This window comes from Bradyrhizobium sp. LeoB3, from assembly GCF_055456055.1.
The window spans coordinates 378,174-395,035 of sequence record NZ_JBVBEF010000001.1 but is presented as its reverse complement, the minus strand read 5'-3'; the positions used below and the strand labels follow the sequence as shown (position 1 = coordinate 395,035).

Genomic DNA, 16,862 nt, shown 5'->3' with positions numbered 1-16,862 from the left:
CACGGGAGCGACGGCACGATGGAAAAAGGCATCTTTGAAGGCTTGAAGGTTCTGGACTGCGCAAGCTTCATTGCGGCGCCGGCGGCCGCGACCGTGCTGTCCGACTTCGGCGCCGACGTGATCAAGATCGAGCCGCCCGGGGCCGGCGATCCCTACCGCAACCTGCCGAACCTGCCCGGCTATCCCCACACCGAGCACAATTTCGCCTGGCTCCTGGAAGCGCGCAACAAGAAGAGCCTGGCGCTCGACCTCACCAAGCCGGAGGCGCAGACGGTGCTGTACAAGCTCGTCACTGAAGCCGACGTCTTCATCACCAACATGCCGCCGCAGGTGCGCGCCAAGCTCGGCATCACCCATGACCACCTCGCCCATCTCAACGACCGCCTGATCTACGCCTCCTTCACCGGCTATGGCGAAAAGGGCGAGGAGGCCAACAAGCCGGGCTTCGACAGCAACGCCTATTGGGCGCGCTCCGGCCTGATGGACCTAGTGCGCGCAGATGAGGACACCACGCCAGCGCGCTCAGTCGCCGGCATGGGCGACCACCCCTGCGCGATGGCGTTCTACGGCGCGATCGTCACCGCGCTGTTCAAGCGCGAACGCACCGGCAAGGGCTCGCACGTCTCGACCAATCTGATGGCGAACGGCGTCTGGGCCAACAGCGTGCTGGCGCAGGCAAAGCTTTGCGGCGCGAAATTCTCCAAGCGCAAGCCGCGCGAAGAGGCGCTGAACGCGGTGACCAACCACTACAAGTGCAAGGACGGCCGCTGGATCATCCTGTCGCTGCTCAACGAGGAACGGCAATGGCCGACGCTGGCGCGCTGCCTGGGCCGCGAGGACCTCGTCGCCGACGAACGCTTCGCCACCAAGGCCGGCCGCCATGCCCGCTCGGTGGAACTGATCAAGATCCTCGACGAAGTCTTCGCGACCAAGGATCTCGCCGAGTGGCGCAAGATCCTCGACGGCAGTGGTCTCGTGTTCGGCGTGGTCGGCATCCTCGACGACATCCCGACCGACAAGCAGATGATCGAGAACGAAGTGCTGGTGCGGTTCGAGAACGACACCATGCTGACCGTCAACAGCCCGATCTTCATCGACGGCGAGAAAAAGGTGCAGCCGCGCAAGCCCCCGGAAGTCGGCGAGCACTCGGATGAGATCCTGCGCCAGGCCGGCTATGACGAGGCTGATATCAGCAAGCTGCGCGCGAGCGGCGCGGTGGCATAAACGGCGACCCTTCCTTCTCCCCTTGTGGGAGAAGGTGGCGCGAAGCGCCGGATGAGGGGTTGTCTCCGCGGGCACCTGTGCGCGTGGAGAGAACCCCTCACCCAAACGAACTTGTGGCCAATGACTGAGCTGCCCTCTCCCACAAGGGGAGAGGGCGCAACAATTGGCGCCGTCGTCGCGAAGTGAGCTCGTAGGCTCACCTCTTCCCGATCAGTCCCTCGACCAACTCGAGCAGCGCCGCCCTGGTTTCCTGCCGAAAGTTGCGGCGCGGGATGGCGAGTTGCTGCAGCAGGATTCCGATCAGCGCGGCAACGAACAGCTCGGCATGCGCGTGTGGGCTCATCGAGCCGGCTGCGCGCAGCGCGAGCTCGGAGCTTTGCCGCCAGGTGTCGAACCATTCAGCCACGATGGGCCGGTAGCGCTCGCTGCGTGCGGCGGCCAGGAACACCTCATAGCAGGCAATGTGAATGTCCGCTTGCGTCTTCAGTTCCTGCCCGTACCAGCCGACGAGTTCTTCGATCCAGGCTTCGGCATCGAACGCCTTGCTTTGCAAGCTGAGCGCCAAGGCCTGCAGCCGGCCGACCTCTCGCGTCAATGCAAAGCGCAGCGCTGCGTCGACCAAAATATCGCGCGTGGCAAAATGATGCGTTACGGCGCCGAGCGACATGCCGGCTTCGGCCGCGACCGCGCGATGGGTCACGCGATCGATGCCGGAACGGCCGATGATACGCAGGGTCGCTTCCATCAGCGGACGCTCGCGCGCGCTTATCTCCTGGTCGGCCTCTCTCGCCAATGTGACTCCTGTTGCATTGCTGCCCTGCACCGCGTACAGAATAAATGTTCTGTTTTTCGGATTATACGTATCGTAGCCTGTGCTGGCAAGTCGGACCAACGAACAGGAGCGCCCTATGCCTGCCTACCGGCTACACTACTTCCCGGAGTCCGGGAACAGCTACAAGCTCGCGCTGATGCTGACATTGTGCGGCGAGACGTTCGAGGGCGTGTGGACCGATTTCGGCGGCGGCGTGACGCGGACTGCGGAATGGCGCACCAACGTCAACCCGATGGGCGAGATCCCGGTGCTGGAGGAGGACGGCGTGCGCCTGACCCAGACCGCGCCGATCCTGTTGAAGCTCGCCGAGCAATATGGCCGGTTCGGCGCCGGCAATGCGCAGGAACAGTTCGAGCTGCTGCGTTGGCTGTTCTGGGACAATCACAAGCTCACCGGCTACATGGCGACCTACCGCTTCCAGCGCACCTTCATGCCGTCGCCGAATCCGGATGTGCTGAAGTTTCTGCGCGGGCGGATCGACGATTATCTCGGCATCCTCGAGCGGCATCTGCAGGACAAAGCCTTCGTTCTCGGCGAGCGGCCGACGGTGACCGATTTTTCGATGATGGCCTATTTGCATTATCCGAGCGACGAGACCGGCTATGAGTTCGCCAAGAGCCATCCGGCCATTCATGCGTGGCTAGGCCGCATCGCGGCGCTTCCGGGTTGGAAGTCGGCTTACGATCTGTTGCCAGGGAAGCGATTGAAGCACTACGCGTGAGGTCCCTTCTCCCCTTGTGGGAGAAGGTGGCGCGAGGCGCCGGATGAGAGGTTGTCTCCGCAGGCGCCTGTGCGCGTGGAGAGAACCCCTCACCCAAACGAAGCTGTGGCCAATGGCTGAGCTGCCCTCTCCCACAAGGGGAGAGGGCGCATCAACAGGCGTCCGCAGAGCTACCCCGGCTACGGAACTCTAGCGGCTGAGCCAGGCCCAGACGATGCCGGCTGCGATCGCGGCGACAATGATGGTGACGGCGATCGCCCATGTGCTGACGCGGACGGCGCCGATCATCTGCCGTTGGGCCTCGTTTTCGGCGATCTCGCGGTTGCGCTGCTTGTCGTCGGATGCGCTCATGGGCGGCCTCCGAGCGGCAGCATAACATACAACGCATGACGAAAGTAATTCGGGTTGCCGCTCATCTCTGCCAGGGGAGCGGTGAGAGCGGCTTTACGGGCTCTTGATGAAGCACATGCCAATGCGCGAGGTCTTGCCGGCAGCCTGGCAGGCGAGCCCCTCGGCGCAGGTCCAGCTCTGAAAACTCGGGTCGTTGTCGGCGGGCTTCGCGCTTTGCTGATAGCAATTGGCGCCCCAGCCGTCTTCATATTCGGTGCCGGCAAGCTCGGTGCTGCCGCGTAGCTGCGGGCGGTTGGAGAAGCCGCGGGAGAAGTCCGGCTGCGCGCCGCGGGCAAATGCAGAAAGGATGTCGCGGCGGCGGATTTGGTCGCCGAAGAAATGCGGCGAGGCCGGCACCACCGTCGTGTTCGACGGCTTGGCCGCCATCCAGTCGACACCGGGGAAATGGAAGCCGCCGATGCCGCGGGTCTGGTGGCATCCGGCGCAGGTGATATCGTTGAGCCGGCGTTCGAAGCCCGCGACCGAGCCGATGTTCTGCAACCTGGTGCCGTCTTGCGCCGCCTTCTTCAGCGCACCGACAACATCATTGTCATCAAATGCAGCCGAGTTGCTTTCAGCCCGCATCATCCCATATTCGGGCAGCAGTTCCGAAAGGTCGAAGCCAACAGGTGTCGGCGCGATCGCCGCCTTGGCGAGGAATTTCTCGGGGATCAGGATCGTGCCGCGGTCGAGCTCGGCGAAATGCCTGGGATCGAGCAGCCAGCTCTTGAATTCCTGCTTCAGGTTTTCATCGGCGAGGATGCGATCGCGATCGATCTGGTTCTCCAGCGGCGCTTCCTCGAAGCGGCCAGTGTCGCTGACATAGTTGAACACTTTCAAGAGATAGTCGGTGCGGAAATCGCGGGTTGGCGATTTCGGCGCATGGGCGATCTGCAGATTGGTCTCGATCTGCTCGATATTCTCATACCCAATCAAGTCGAGAGGACCATCCTTGCCGGCGAGCTTTTCAAGTCCGCCCTCCTCCGCCGACGAAACGTCGCTAATTGCAAGCCAACGGCGCGCAATCTCGCGGCAAGTGATCGCAGCACCGTTTCGATCGCGCGCGCCTTCGCCCTTCGCTCTCAAGACCAGATTGAGCGTCATCGGCAGGCGCTGCGAGACCGCGTTCTCGCCGATCAGAGGCGCATCCACGCGTGTCAATCGATAGATCAGGCGGATTTCGCCGCAGCTTTCGGGTGAGACATAGGCGCGGTCCATGCGGTTGACGATGCCGGCCAGCACGAAGCGCGTCGTGGCTGAGTAAAGCTGCGCGCGATCGAACAGCTGGAACGCGAAGCCGTCGCCGACCCCGATGGTTTCGTTCGGAAGATCTTGCTTGTGCTTTGCGATGTAGCGATCGAACTCGCGGTCGAGCGCGGCGCGGATCGGCGCCATCGACGGCAGCGCGAACAGTTCGGCGTTATCGAGTGGAAGATCGACAGGTCGCTGCGGCGACAGCATGTGGGCGAGACCGAACCTGCCGTGATCGAGATCACGGAGCACTGATGGGTCGGTGATTGCGGTGCCGCGTTCCAGCGCCTCGTCCTGCGCGGCGCGCGCCGCCAAGGCGCCGCACAATAGGGCGAGCAGGATCGTGAGGAAACGCAGCGCACGGCTCATGCCCCACTAACACCGCGCTGAGGGGCGTATTCAAGTCAAAACCCGGCTCACATCGCGGTGAGGACGTAGCCGGGGTGGAGCGATAGCGTAACCCGGGACCACTCGTTGATGCAGGCGTCCCGGGTTGCGCTGCGTTCCACCCGGGCTACGAGAGCTGCAAACTAGCGCGCGACGATCAGGCCCTTGCTGGTGACGACCACCCAGCGGCCGTCCTGTCGGCGGATCGCGTCGACGCGGCCGAGGCCGGGGACGGGATCGCCGGCATAGACCTCGTAGAGGCCGCGGCGGCCTTCGATCAGTGCACCGCCATTGCTGACATCGCGCAGCACCCAACCGTCCACGGTCGGCAGCCGGCCGACTTCGGGCTTCGGAGCCGCGGCAGCCGCCGTGGTCGCCGGCGGCGTCACACTGCCGGTCACGTCCTTGGCCGCAGCGGGCTGCGCCGCGGCAACCGCGGCCGGCGCGGCTGAAGCTGCCTTCAGCTTCTCGACGGTCTCGCTGAGCTTGGCGATTTTCGCGGCCGGCTCTCCTTGCGCTTTCTCGAGCTTGTCGAGGCGATCATTGGTCTTGCTGAACTGGCTCGTTCCGGTCTTGGAGGCGTGGTCGAGCCCGGCTTTCAGTGCGGTGACATCGGCATCGATGCGCGCGAGCGAGGCTTCGAGCGCGGTGTCCTTCGGCGGCACTACCACTGCTGCCGTCGCGGGCTTGGTGTAATAGCCGAGGCCTGCGGTGGCGAGCGCGCCGCCGATGGCGCCTGCCGCGGTCGCGAGTGCGACGACTGCCGCCATTGCGGCGAAACGGCGCTTGCCCGACGATGCCGGCCGCTCGTCATTGACGGGCTTGGCGGCCACGCCTTCGTCGTCCCAGATGCGCTCGCCCGGCGACATGATCATGAGCTTGCCGGGCGTGCGAGGCGTTTCTGGCGCAGCCGGCTCGACTTTGGTCGGCTCGACCTTGGGCGCGTCGGCCTTGATCGCTTCGAACTTGGGAGCGTCGGATTTGGGCGCTTCAAAGTTGGGCGCCTCGAACTTGGGAGCGTCCGCTTTGGGCGCCGTCTCTTCCTGGTTGGCTGCGATTTCCGACGACGCGGACGCCGACACCGGTTCGCTTGCGGCGGACGGAGCGGCCGGCGCGGCGCCGCTGGCTCCGGCTTCAGCTTGGATCGGGGCGCGCTCTTGCTCACTCACGTTCAAAGTCTCCAGATTAGGTTGACAATTTGGTAACTTTTATTGCTTGCGAAATCGTTACTGGCTGGAGGTCTTACCGAAATTTAAGGAACTTTCCGGGCCATCACGACGTGCATCACTGACTGTGAAGCAGATGACGTCAATTTTGAGGAAGTCCGGATGAACCGGACATGACTGGAACTGCGGCGGTATCGAGACGCCGATTGTCGCCGCCATCATTCCGGGATGCGCCCCCTTTGGGCGCAGGCCCGGAATCCATCAGGCCGCATACACCTCTGGCGAAATGGATTCCGGGTTCGCTTCGCGCCCCGGAATGACCGCCACTTACATCACCACCGGCGTATCCGGCAGTTCGTTGGGGCCGCGGCCCTGCGGCGGGAAATGCCTGGCGAGTTCGCGCGAGACGGCTTCGATGCCCTTGATCGTGCCGCGCTCGAAATGGCCGGCACGGAAATCTTCTTCCATTATGCGACAAATCGCCTCCCAGCCTTCTGCACCCACCTTGGCGTGGATGCCGCGGTCCGCAACGATCTCGACGTCGCGGTCGGCGAGCAGGAGGTAGATCAACACGCCGTTATTGTGTGCGGTGTCCCAGATGCGCAAATGCGCGAACACATCGAGTGCGCGCTCGCGCGCCAACTGATTGCGCAACAACGGCACGCCGTCGAGCGCGCCTTCAACGACGAAACGGATCTGGCCGGAATGGGTGGCTTCGCCCGCCTTGATCGCCTGTTCGATTGCGTCGAGCACGCGCGGCGGAAACAGACGCCGCGTCCGCCAGCGGTGTTCGACGAGGTGCCTGCTGATGCGCCGGATGTCCATGCTACCAGCTCCCCGATGCACCGCCGCCGCCAAAGCTGCCGCCCCTGCCGCTGAAGCCGCCGTCCCCATTGTCGCGGGAGCCGCGGCCGCCGCCGGGCCAGGAGCCGCCATAGCCGCCGCCCGGCCAGCCGCCGCGCTGATAACCGCCCGGACCGCCCCAACCCCAGCTACCGGCGACTAAGGTGACGACCACAGCGATGATGGCAAGCAGCACCGCGGCGGCAACTGAGCCTGCAAGCATCCAGGCGAAAAAGCCGACGATGCCGCCGGTGGCGGCGGCGCCGAGTAGCCGCCCGAGCATCGTACGCAGAAAGGAGCCCAGCACGAAGATTCCGACGATGACGAAGGGATTGAACGGATCGATCTGGTCGAAGAGGTTAGGCGCCTGCCAATGTTCGGGCTCGGGCGCGGGTAACTGTTCGCCGTCGACAAGGCGGATCATCCGGTTGATGCCGGCTGCGATGCCGCCAGCGAAGTCGCCGGTCTTGAATTTCGGCGTGATGACTTCGTCGATGATGCGCCTTGTGGTCGCATCCGTGAGCACGCCTTCAAGGCCATAGCCGACCTCGATGCGCAGATGGCGGTCGTTCTTGGCGATGACGAGCAACGCGCCGTCGTCGATTTTCCTGCGGCCGATCTTCCAGGCTTCAGCAACGCGGATCGAGAACTGGTCGATGGTCTCTTCGCCCGTGGTTGGCACGATCAGCACCGCGATCTGGCTGCCCTTGCGCTTCTCGAGATCCTCGAGCGTCTGCGTCAGCGAGGCGATGTCGCCGGGCGATAGCGTTCCCGTCGTATCGACGACGCGGCCAGTGAGCGGCGGAACCGCGACGTCTGCGAAGGCTGGAAAAATCCAGCCCACCAGCAGCGCAAGCAGGATGGCGCGTGCAGCATTCATCGGAAGCGGATCGCGTTGAATTATTTCGCTGGCGCCGGCGAAGGCGATGGATTGAAGTCGACCTTCGGCGCCACCGAAATCTCTCTCTCGTTTTCGACCGTAAAGTTCGGCCTCTCCTTGTAGCCGAACAGCATCGCGGTGAGGTTGGTCGGGAAGGTGCGGATGCCGACGTTATATTCCTGCACCGCCTTGATGTAGCGGTTGCGCGCCACCGTGATACGGTTCTCGGTGCCTTCGAGCTGCGACACCAGATCGCGGAACAGCGCGTCCGACTTGAGCTGGGGATAGTTCTCGGTCACGACCAGAAGCCGTGACAGCGCGCCCGTGAGTTCACCCTGCGCCTGCGTGAACTTCTGGAACGCGGCGGGGTCGTTCAGCACTTCCGGCGTTGCCTGGATGCTGCCGACCTTGGCGCGCGCATTGGTGACGCCGAGCAGCACGTCCTTTTCCTGCTGCGCAAAGCCCTTCACCGTGTTGACGAGATTGGGCACGAGATCGGCGCGGCGCTGATACTGGTTGACCACTTCCGACCAGCTCGACTTGACCTGCTCGTCATTGGACTGGATCGCGTTGTAGCCGCAATTGGTCAGGCTCAATGTCGCCAGCGCCGCCAGCACGCTCCAAAACTTCCGCATCGCAATTCTCCCCGGTCTGCGTTCGCGCCAGAGTAGCAGATCGGGGGCCGTAAACTGCAGTTTTTTCGTCGTTCGGGGTTTCCTCATTACGGGGCGCGACGAAGTCGCGAGCTATGATGTGCAATCGCACATCAGAGAATCCATTTCACCGCTAGTGCGGCATGATGGATTCCGGGTTCGCGCTGCGCGCGCCCCGGAATGACAAGCGGACCGAGCGGAGCTTAAGACGTCGCCTTCGCGTCCCGGATCGCTTGCCAGATCTTTGCCGGCGTCAGCGGAGTGTTGAGCTTCGTGATGCCAAGCTCGCTCAGCGCGTCCATCACGCCGTTGGTGATGCAGGGCGGCCCGCCGATCGCGCCGGATTCGCCGCAGCCCTTGGCGCCGAGCGGATTGGTCTTGCACGGCGCGGACGGATCGAGCGTGACCACGATCGGCGGCACATCGGCTGCGCGCGGCACGCAATAATCCTGATAGGTCGCGGTCAGGAGCTGGCCTTCCTCGCTATAGGCGACGCCCTCATAGAGCGCCTGCCCGATGCCTTGCGCGACGCCGCCATGAATCTGGCCTGTGACCAGCATCGGATTGACGGCGATGCCGACGTCGTCGACCGTGGTGTAGCGCACCACACGCGTGACGCCGGTTTCCGGATCGATCTCGACCTCACAGATATGCGTGCCGTTCGGCCAGCTCGGGCCGTCAACCTCGCCCTGGCTGTCGACCGAGAGCCGCGCGCCGTCTTCCTTCTTGGCGATTTCGAACAGGCTGACGCGCTTGTCGGTGCCGACCACGGTGAGGAAACCGTCGCGGTATTCGATATCCTCGACGGAGGCTTCGAGCGCGTTGGATGCCTTCTCACGAGCCTTGTTGATCATGTCGTTGGTCGAGACAGCCACGGCCGTGCCGCCGACGAACAGCGAGCGCGAGCCGACACTGCCGAAACCGGTGGCGAGATCCGTGTCGCCCTGCACGACGTCGATCTTGTCCAGGGGAATGCCGAGCGTATCCGAGATCATCTGGGTATAGGTGGTCTGCAGGCCCTGCCCCATCGCCATGGTGCCGGAATGCAGGATGATGCGCCCCTCCGCGGTCGCATGCAGGCTGACCTTTTCGGTGTGCGCGCGCCCGCCGGTCCATTCGATGTAGCTGGTCAAGCCGCGGCCGTAGAGCAGGCCCTTCTTCTTGGCGGCCTTTTTGCGCGCGGTAAAGCCGTTCCAATCGGCGAGATCGGAGGCGCGCTCCAGCATGTGTGCGAACGCGCCGGAATCATAGACCTGTCCGACCGCGTTGGTGTAGGGCAGTTGCGCCGGCTTGATGTAGTTGACTTTGCGGATGGTGCGCGGATCCATGCCGATCTGGCGCGCCGCGGCGTCGAACAGACGCTCAACGATGAACACCGCTTCCGGCCGGCCCGCGCCGCGATAGGCGCCGACCGGCGCGGTGTGGGTCATCACCGACTTCACCTCGAAATGCACCAGCGGCAGGTCGTAGACGCCGGTCTGCACGAACGGCCCGAGCACCAGCGGAATGATGTTGCCCGCGCCGGTGGAATAGGCGCCGGTGCCGCCGATCGAGCGCACGCGATAGGCAAGCACGCGGCCCTTGGCATCGAGCGCGAACTCGCCGGTCGAGGTGAGGTCGCGGCCATGGGTGCCGCCGACGAAATCGTCGGTGCGGTCGCCGCGCCAGCGGATCTTCTTGTTCAGCTTGGTGGCGGCATAGGCGACGATGCCGTCTTCCGGATAGAGATTGGTCTTCTGCCCAAAGCCGCCACCGATATCGCCGACCAGCACGCGAACGCTTTCCTTCGGCCGCTTCAGAATCGCTTCCGCCAGCACGTCGCGGGTCGAGCCCGGAGTCTGTGACTGCACATGCAGGATCAGGCGGCCGGTCTTCTTCTCGATCTCGGCAATGGTCGAGCGCGGCTCCATCGCCGATGGCACCAGGCGCTGGCTGACGAGATCGAGCGAGACGACATGGTTTGCCTTCGCGAAGGCTTCCTCGACCTTGGCGGCATCGCCATAGCTCATGGCGGCGACGATGTTGTCGGGCGCATCCGGCCACACCAGAGGCGCACCAGGCTTGATCGCCTCGACCGGATCGACCACCGAGGGCAGCACGTCGTAATCGACCACGATCGCTTCGGACGCGGTCTGCGCCAGCACGCGCGAGGTTGCGACCACGACCGCAACCGGCTCACCGGCAAAGCGCACCACTTCATGCGCGAGCAGGCGACGCGGCGGCACCGTCATCGGCGAGCCGTCCGGCCGCTTGAAGATCGCAAGCGTCGGAATGGTGCCGATGTCATCGGCCACGAGATCGGCGCCGGTATAAACCGCCTCGACGCCAGGCATTTCCTTCGCCGCGCTGACATCGATCGAAACAACCTTGGCGTGGGCATGCGGCGAGCGCAGCACATGGAGCCACAACGCGCCGTCTTCCGGCCTGTCGTCGATGAACTGTCCCTTCCCGGTGAGCAGCCGCTGGTCCTCCAAACGCTTGACCGGCTGGCCCGCACCGAAACGCAAATTACCGGGAAGAATGTTCATCAGTCCGTCCTTCAAGTCTTCTTAAGATGGTGGGCGTTTTACCGGATTTTTGTCGCGACACAACCGACGGCGGACGAGAGCAGACGCGCCATCCCGCCGGCGCATGAGAAGCATGGATGCCCCCTCGCAGACCAATGACAGGAATTTTATTGCGTGCGGCCGATGTCGACGATGTCGACATTGATATCGCGCGTCTCCGAGCCGCGCTTCAGGCTGAGCCGCACCGGCTTCCCGGCACCGATCTGCTCGAGTTGATCGGTCAGGTCGGAGAGGCGGTGGACCGGCTTGCCGTCGGCCGCCGTGATGACGTCGCCCAAATTGCCGGAAGAAAGATCGACGCCGCGGATTCCGGCACGCTCTGCCGGAGAACCGGGCGCGGTGCGCACAACGATCACGCCCTCGGTGCCCAACCGAGTGGCAACCGCCTCGCTGGCGGCGACAATGCCGATGCCCGGCGTCGGCACGCGACCGTTGCGGATCAGTTCGGGCACCACGCGGTTGACGATATCGACCGGAACGGCAAAGCCGATGCCGGCGTTCGATCCCGACGGCGACAGGATGGCCGTCGTCACGCCGATCAGCCTTCCGGCGGAATCGAGCAGCGGCCCGCCCGAATTGCCAGGATTGATCGCGGTGTCGGTCTGGATCACGTTGGCGATCTCGCGCCCGGTGGAGGTCGGAAGCCGGCGCTTGAGCGCGCTGATGATGCCGCTGGTCAGGGATTGATCGAGGCCGAACGGATTGCCGATCGCAAACGCAAATTGCCCGACCTTAAGCTCGGCCGAACTGCCGAGCGCAACCGGCGGCGGCAGCGTGCGCGCGCCCCTGATCCGCAGCACCGCCAGATCATAATTCGGCGCGGTGCCGACAAGCTCGGCGCGCGCCACCTCGCCCGAGGCAAAGCGGATCGCGAGCGCGCTCGCCTCCTGCACGACGTGGTTATTGGTGACGACATGACCGTCATTGTCCCAGACAAATCCGGTTCCGGATGATCCGCCGCCTTCAGCCTCCTCACTCAGCGGATTGGCGGCGGACTGCGCCGCCACCTGCACGACCGAAGGCGAGACCCGCTCGAAGATCTCGATATTGGCGCGCTCGGCATCAGAGAGCGGGCCACGCTGCTCGACCGAGCGGGCGGCCGAACTCGTCCACGGCGCATTGCGAATATTGCTGAGGGTCAAAGCCGCCAGGATGGCCGCGACCACAGCGAGAACAACAACATAGCGACGATTCATCGGCATCTGATCTCCCCGGCAACAAACGCGATAATTGTCCGGAGGTTTCTAGTGCTTGAAGTTACCACAACGTCGCATTAGCGCGTCTTCACCCTTCCCGACCTAGCGCCATTTGTCGCGCTGAGGGTTGAAACCCGGCCGCCGAGCGCTAGTTGTTCCATTATGTTAGAGTGTCGGCCGCCCGCTCGGGCACGTCCAGGCCCCACATCCAAGGCTATCGGGACCGACGCTTGGAGCGGCCCATATCGGTGTTGATCGGAGGGCGGTCATGAACAACAACAAGATGCGTTTCAATATCGGATACGCAATTGCGGCGATATTCGGTATCCTGCTTGTTCAGTACGTCTATATCAGCGCCAGCAAGATCGCTGCCATCCCCTACAGCGAATATCAGCAATTGCTGCGCGAGGGAAAAATCGAGAGCGTCGGCATCTCCGACCGCACACTTCAGGGCACCTTGAAGGAGCCGCTACCCGGCGGACAGAAGCAGTTCATCACCACGCGCGTCGATCCGGAGGTCGCGCAAGAGCTCGAGAAACATAACGTCCGCTTCACCGGACAGATCGAGAGCACGTTTCTGCGCGATCTGCTCTCGTGGATCATGCCGGTGCTGTTGTTCTTCGGCCTGTGGTGGTTCATCGCCAAGCGTGCCGCGCAAGGCGGAGGCTTCGGCGGCGGCCTGATGGCGATCGGCAAGAGCAAGGCGAAAATCTATGTCGAGGCCGATACCGGCGTGAATTTCGGCGATGTCGCCGGCGTCGACGAAGCCAAGGACGAACTGCGCGAGGTGGTCGATTTCCTGAAGAATCCGACCGAGTACGGCCGGCTCGGCGGGCGCATGCCCAAGGGCGTGCTGCTGGTCGGCCCGCCCGGCACCGGCAAGACGCTGCTCGCCAAGGCGGTCGCCGGCGAGGCCAAGGTGCCGTTCTTCTCGATCTCCGGCTCCGAATTCGTCGAGATGTTCGTCGGCGTCGGTGCGGCGCGCGTGCGCGACCTGTTCCAGCAGGCGCACCAGAAGGCGCCCGCGATCATCTTCATCGACGAGCTCGATGCGCTCGGCCGCGCCCGCGGCATCGGCCCGTTCGCCGGCGGCCATGACGAAAAGGAGCAGACGCTGAACCAGCTCCTGGTTGAGCTTGATGGCTTCGATTCACGCTCCGGCCTCGTGATCCTCGCCGCCACCAACCGGCCGGAAATCCTCGACCCGGCGCTGCTCCGCGCCGGCCGCTTCGACCGCCAGGTGCTGGTCGACCGCCCCGACAAGAAGGGACGCATCGACATCCTCAAGGTTCACATCAAGAAGGTGAAGCTTGCGCCCGGCGTCGATCCCGAGGCGGTCGCGGCGCTGACGCCGGGATTCACCGGCGCCGATCTCGCCAACCTCGTCAACGAGGCCGCGCTGCTGGCGACGCGCCGCGGCGGCGACGCTGTCACCATGAGCGACTTCACCAATGCGATCGAGCGCATGGTGGCCGGGCTCGAAAAGCGCAACCGGCTGCTCAATCCGAAGGAGCGCGAGATCGTCGCCTATCACGAGATGGGCCATGCGCTGGTGGCGCTGTCGCTGCCGGGTGTCGATCCCGTGCACAAGGTCTCGATCATTCCGCGCGGCGTCGGTGCGCTCGGCTATACCATTCAACGTCCGATCGAGGATCGTTTCCTGATGACGAAGGAGGAACTGGAGAACAAGATGGCGGTGCTGCTCGGCGGCCGCGTCGCCGAGCTGATCGTGTTCGACCATCTTTCCACCGGCGCGGCCGACGATTTGCGCCGGGTGACCGATATCGCCCGCAGCATGGTCACACGCTACGGCATGTCGGAAAAGCTCGGCAGCATCGCCTATGACCGCGAGCCCGGCAATTTCCTGGCCGGCGCCGACCGGCCCTACCCCATGCCGGAACGCGACTATGCGGAAGAGACTGCGGCTGTGGTCGACCACGAGGTGCGCGACATCGTCGAGCGCGTGTTCCAGCGTACGCAGGGCATCCTGAGCGCGCGGCGCGCCGTCCTCGACCGCGCCGCGAAGAAGCTTTTGGAAAAGGAGACGCTGGAGCAGCGCGATTTGGAAGCGTTGATCCGCGAGGCACCTGAGGGACTTCGCGCGGTGTGAGCCGCGGATCCCCTTCCCTTCTCCCCTTGTGGGAGAAGGTGGCGCGCATGCAATGCGCGACGGATGAGGGATTGTCTCCGCGGAGGGAACCCCTCACCCGAACGAGTCCGCGGCCGGCAGCCCTCTCCCACAAGGGGAGAGGGAGCGGTAAATGGCATCGCGATGACGTAGGATTTGTAGGTGGGCAAAGCGAAGCGTGCCCACCATCACGAGCCCAGCAAGAATGGTGGGCACGCTTCGCTTTGCCCACCCTACGGTGCCTACCTGCGAACCGTCGAGGTACCGAAGGGCACGTTACCCGACTGCAGCCGACCGGGCAGGGGCGCGGCGTTCGTCGTGTTGCTCCAGGTGGGAACTGCGGTTGTCGAGCCTACCGACGGCCAATTGTATGATCCCACTGATGGCCCGACGACGGATCCGTAGCCAGCAGTTCCGGCCGTCGGCGCTGCCGTCTGCGCCAGCGCCGCCGTGCTCGAGAGAGCCAGTGCAGTTGCGAGCATGATTGCTGCGAGTTTCATGACTGGTTCCTTTCCAGTTGTATCTCACAGCTAATATGGGGAGCTAATTGATCGCTTAAAGCGAACGTTTGCGTCACGCTCTTTCAATCCAGCGCGATCCAGACTCACGGCATCTCCACTCGTCATTGTGAGCGCAGCGAAGCAATCCGTCTCACCGCCCGCGGAGACGTGGATTGCCTCGCAAAGACGGGAGAAGCTGAAGGGTGGGCAAAGCGCAGCGTGCCCACCATCACGGGCGGAGTGTAAATGGTGGGCACGCTGCGCTTTGCCCACCCTACAGGCCTACGAGTCCAGCTCCTGCAGCGCAGCTTCCACCGCTTTGCGCTGCTGATCCGTCAGCGGCGCCTGGGGCGGGATCGGGTCGCCGACGTCGTAGCCCTGGATCGAGAGGCCGGCCTTGATGCAGGCGGCGAGGTTGAAACGGGCAAAGGCCTCGTTGATGCGCCAGAGCTTTCGTTGCAGCGCCATCGCCTCGTCCCAGCGGCCGCGGCGGCAGAGATTGTAGAGCTCGACGCTCTGCCGCGGGATGATGCAGGCGGGGCCCGCCATCCAGCCGAGGCCACCAATCAGCATCACGGCCGCGGGAATATGGGCGGAGGCCGAGAACACTTTGATGTTGTCGCCGCAGCGGTTCATGATCGACAGCAGCCGGCCGGTGTTGGTCGAGGCGTCCTTTATGTAGCCGATGCGCGGATGGGCGGCGAGGCGCTCGATGACGTCGAGCGTGAGGTCCGAGCGCTGGAATTGCGGATTGGTGTAGATCACGACGGGAATGTCGACCGCGTCGGCAATGGCGCGGAAGTACGACTCGACCTGCGCGTCCGGCAGCGGAAAATAGGCTTCGAGAATCGCGAGAATGCCGCTGGCGCCGCGCTTCTGGTAGGACTTGGCCTGCGCGACTGCATCCGCCGTCGAGGTCGAGGCCACGCCGGCCACGACCGGCACGCGTCCGTCAGCGGCCTCGATCGTCGTCTGCACCACCTGCGCGCGTTGCGCATTGTTGAGATAGGCGAATTCGCCGGTCGAGCCGAGCGGCGTCAATCCGTGCACGCCCGCTTCGATCAGATCATCGCACAGCCGGCCCAGCACCTCGCTGCGGATATGGCCGGCGGGATCGAGCGGCGAGACCAGATAGGGAAAGACGCCGTGGAAATCAGCCATGCTGCAACCTCGTGGACGGCGAGACATAGTCGGGATCGTGCGCGAAGGGAAGCGGCGCGCCGCGGCGCAGCGCATCGAGGACCTCGGCGAAACCGGTTCGAACTCGGAAGCCGAGCAGACGTTCGGCCTTGGCGGGATCGTAAATGCGGCCGATGCTGCGCGGCAAGCGCCAATTCCGCTTGGCGTAGAGCGCGGCCGCATCAGGGAAATGGCGCGCGATCACGCTTGCTGCATCCGATTTCAGCGCTTCGACCTCGGTAGGCGCAAAAGGCGGCGGCGCGCTGACGATGAAGATCTCGAAGCCCTTGGCCCTATCGAGCGCTGCCAGATGCGCGTCCGCAGCGTCCTCGACGGTGAGGCGGCGGTGCAAGAATTCGTTCGCCTTGAGATTCTCGCCGGAAAATCCGCGCTCGGTGTCGTCCTCCTCCGGAAAGAAGCGGCTGGTGCGCAGCACGGCGCAGTTCAGCCCGTGCTCGCGGCTATAGATGCGGCACAGCCCCTCGGCGGCGAGCTTGGTCACGCCGTAGATGTTGCGCGGCTCGAGCGGGCCCGCGGTCTCGTCGAGCCAGACCGCGGCATGCCCCTCACCTTCCCTGATCGCCTGCGAGATCATCAACGATGTCGTCGAGGTGAAGATGAAGCGGTCATGACGCGCGGCGACCGCCGCTTGCAGCAAATTCAGCGTGCCCGACACGTTGACGTCAACAAAGGCTTGCGGAGAAAAGCGGGCGATATCGGGCTTGTGCAGCGCGCCCGCATGGATCACGGCCCCGATGGCGTGATCGGCGAACACCCGCTCGACGACCGCCCGGTCGGCAACCGAGCCGATCACATCGGTCGCTTCGCCCGCGACGATATCGAGGCCGATGACGTGGTGGCCGGCTTGCCGCAGTCTCGGCGCAAGGAAGCGCCCCAGCCAGCCCGAGGAACCGGTGAGCAGAATACGCATGGCGATGACGGCAG

15 protein-coding genes are annotated in these 16,862 nt (G+C 64.2%); 3 read left to right on the top strand and 12 right to left on the bottom strand.

Annotation, left to right across the window (positions count from 1 at the left end; translation table 11 throughout):
* The first annotated feature begins 18 nt into the window (after positions 1–18).
* Entirely contained in the window at positions 19–1,224 is a 1,206-nt protein-coding gene (locus ACZXDY_RS01720; RefSeq protein ID WP_464344207.1) for a CaiB/BaiF CoA transferase family protein, read from the top strand.
* Between the two features lie 196 nt (positions 1,225–1,420).
* Here the strand turns inward: ACZXDY_RS01720 and ACZXDY_RS01715 are convergent, their stop codons facing one another.
* Positions 1,421–2,017, bottom strand: coding sequence for a TetR/AcrR family transcriptional regulator (locus ACZXDY_RS01715; protein WP_464344206.1), 597 nt, complete (start codon positions 2,015–2,017; stop codon positions 1,421–1,423).
* Positions 2,018–2,132: 115 nt separating this feature from the next.
* On the opposite strand from ACZXDY_RS01715, the gene ACZXDY_RS01710 reads away from it, so the two are divergent.
* A complete protein-coding gene (locus tag ACZXDY_RS01710) occupies positions 2,133–2,777 on the top strand; it encodes a glutathione S-transferase family protein (RefSeq protein ID WP_464344205.1) in 645 nt (214 codons plus the stop codon).
* A gap of 189 nt (positions 2,778–2,966) precedes the next feature.
* Here ACZXDY_RS01710 and ACZXDY_RS01705 read toward each other — a convergent pair whose 3' ends face one another.
* From ACZXDY_RS01705 to ACZXDY_RS01670, 8 genes are all read right to left on the bottom strand, one after another.
* Positions 2,967–3,128, bottom strand: coding sequence for a hypothetical protein (locus ACZXDY_RS01705; protein ID WP_464344204.1), 162 nt, complete (start codon positions 3,126–3,128; stop codon positions 2,967–2,969).
* 93 nt (positions 3,129–3,221) lie between these two features.
* Complete coding sequence (locus tag ACZXDY_RS01700; RefSeq protein WP_464344203.1) at positions 3,222–4,787, bottom strand: hypothetical protein; 1,566 nt, start codon at positions 4,785–4,787, stop codon at positions 3,222–3,224.
* Positions 4,788–4,948: 161 nt separating this feature from the next.
* Positions 4,949–5,974, bottom strand: coding sequence for a hypothetical protein (locus ACZXDY_RS01695; protein WP_464344202.1), 1,026 nt, complete (start codon positions 5,972–5,974; stop codon positions 4,949–4,951).
* Between the two features lie 324 nt (positions 5,975–6,298).
* Positions 6,299–6,796: a TPM domain-containing protein gene (locus ACZXDY_RS01690; protein WP_464344395.1), complete on the bottom strand. Its 498-nt coding sequence runs from the start codon at positions 6,794–6,796 to the stop codon at positions 6,299–6,301.
* A gap of 1 nt (position 6,797) precedes the next feature.
* Positions 6,798–7,694 carry a TPM domain-containing protein gene (locus ACZXDY_RS01685; protein WP_464344201.1) on the bottom strand — a complete coding sequence of 299 codons (897 nt, stop codon included), beginning with the start codon at positions 7,692–7,694 and terminating at the stop codon, positions 6,798–6,800.
* Between the two features lie 20 nt (positions 7,695–7,714).
* Positions 7,715–8,329, bottom strand: a complete 615-nt coding sequence (locus tag ACZXDY_RS01680; RefSeq protein WP_130222848.1) for a LemA family protein — start codon at positions 8,327–8,329, stop codon at positions 7,715–7,717.
* A 221-nt stretch (positions 8,330–8,550) separates the two neighbouring features.
* Positions 8,551–10,875 (bottom strand): xanthine dehydrogenase family protein molybdopterin-binding subunit, encoded by a 2,325-nt coding sequence (locus ACZXDY_RS01675; protein WP_464344200.1) that lies wholly within the window; start codon positions 10,873–10,875, stop codon positions 8,551–8,553.
* A 146-nt stretch (positions 10,876–11,021) separates the two neighbouring features.
* A complete protein-coding gene (locus tag ACZXDY_RS01670) occupies positions 11,022–12,110 on the bottom strand; it encodes a S1C family serine protease (protein ID WP_130223061.1) in 1,089 nt (362 codons plus the stop codon).
* A 268-nt stretch (positions 12,111–12,378) separates the two neighbouring features.
* Between ACZXDY_RS01670 and ftsH the strand changes: the two genes are divergently transcribed.
* A complete protein-coding gene (ftsH, locus tag ACZXDY_RS01665; protein WP_028161728.1) occupies positions 12,379–14,220 on the top strand; it encodes an ATP-dependent zinc metalloprotease FtsH in 1,842 nt (613 codons plus the stop codon).
* 260 nt (positions 14,221–14,480) lie between these two features.
* Here ftsH and ACZXDY_RS01660 read toward each other — a convergent pair whose 3' ends face one another.
* From ACZXDY_RS01660 to ACZXDY_RS01650, 3 genes are all read right to left on the bottom strand, one after another.
* Positions 14,481–14,738 (bottom strand): hypothetical protein, encoded by a 258-nt coding sequence (locus ACZXDY_RS01660; protein WP_245287150.1) that lies wholly within the window; start codon positions 14,736–14,738, stop codon positions 14,481–14,483.
* Between the two features lie 282 nt (positions 14,739–15,020).
* Positions 15,021–15,899 (bottom strand): dihydrodipicolinate synthase family protein, encoded by an 879-nt coding sequence (locus ACZXDY_RS01655; protein ID WP_464344199.1) that lies wholly within the window; start codon positions 15,897–15,899, stop codon positions 15,021–15,023.
* Positions 15,892–16,848, bottom strand: a complete 957-nt coding sequence (locus ACZXDY_RS01650) for an NAD-dependent epimerase/dehydratase family protein (protein ID WP_464344198.1) — start codon at positions 16,846–16,848, stop codon at positions 15,892–15,894. Before ACZXDY_RS01650 ends, ACZXDY_RS01655 begins: the two co-directional genes overlap by 8 nt.
* Between the last annotated feature and the right edge of the window lie 14 nt (positions 16,849–16,862).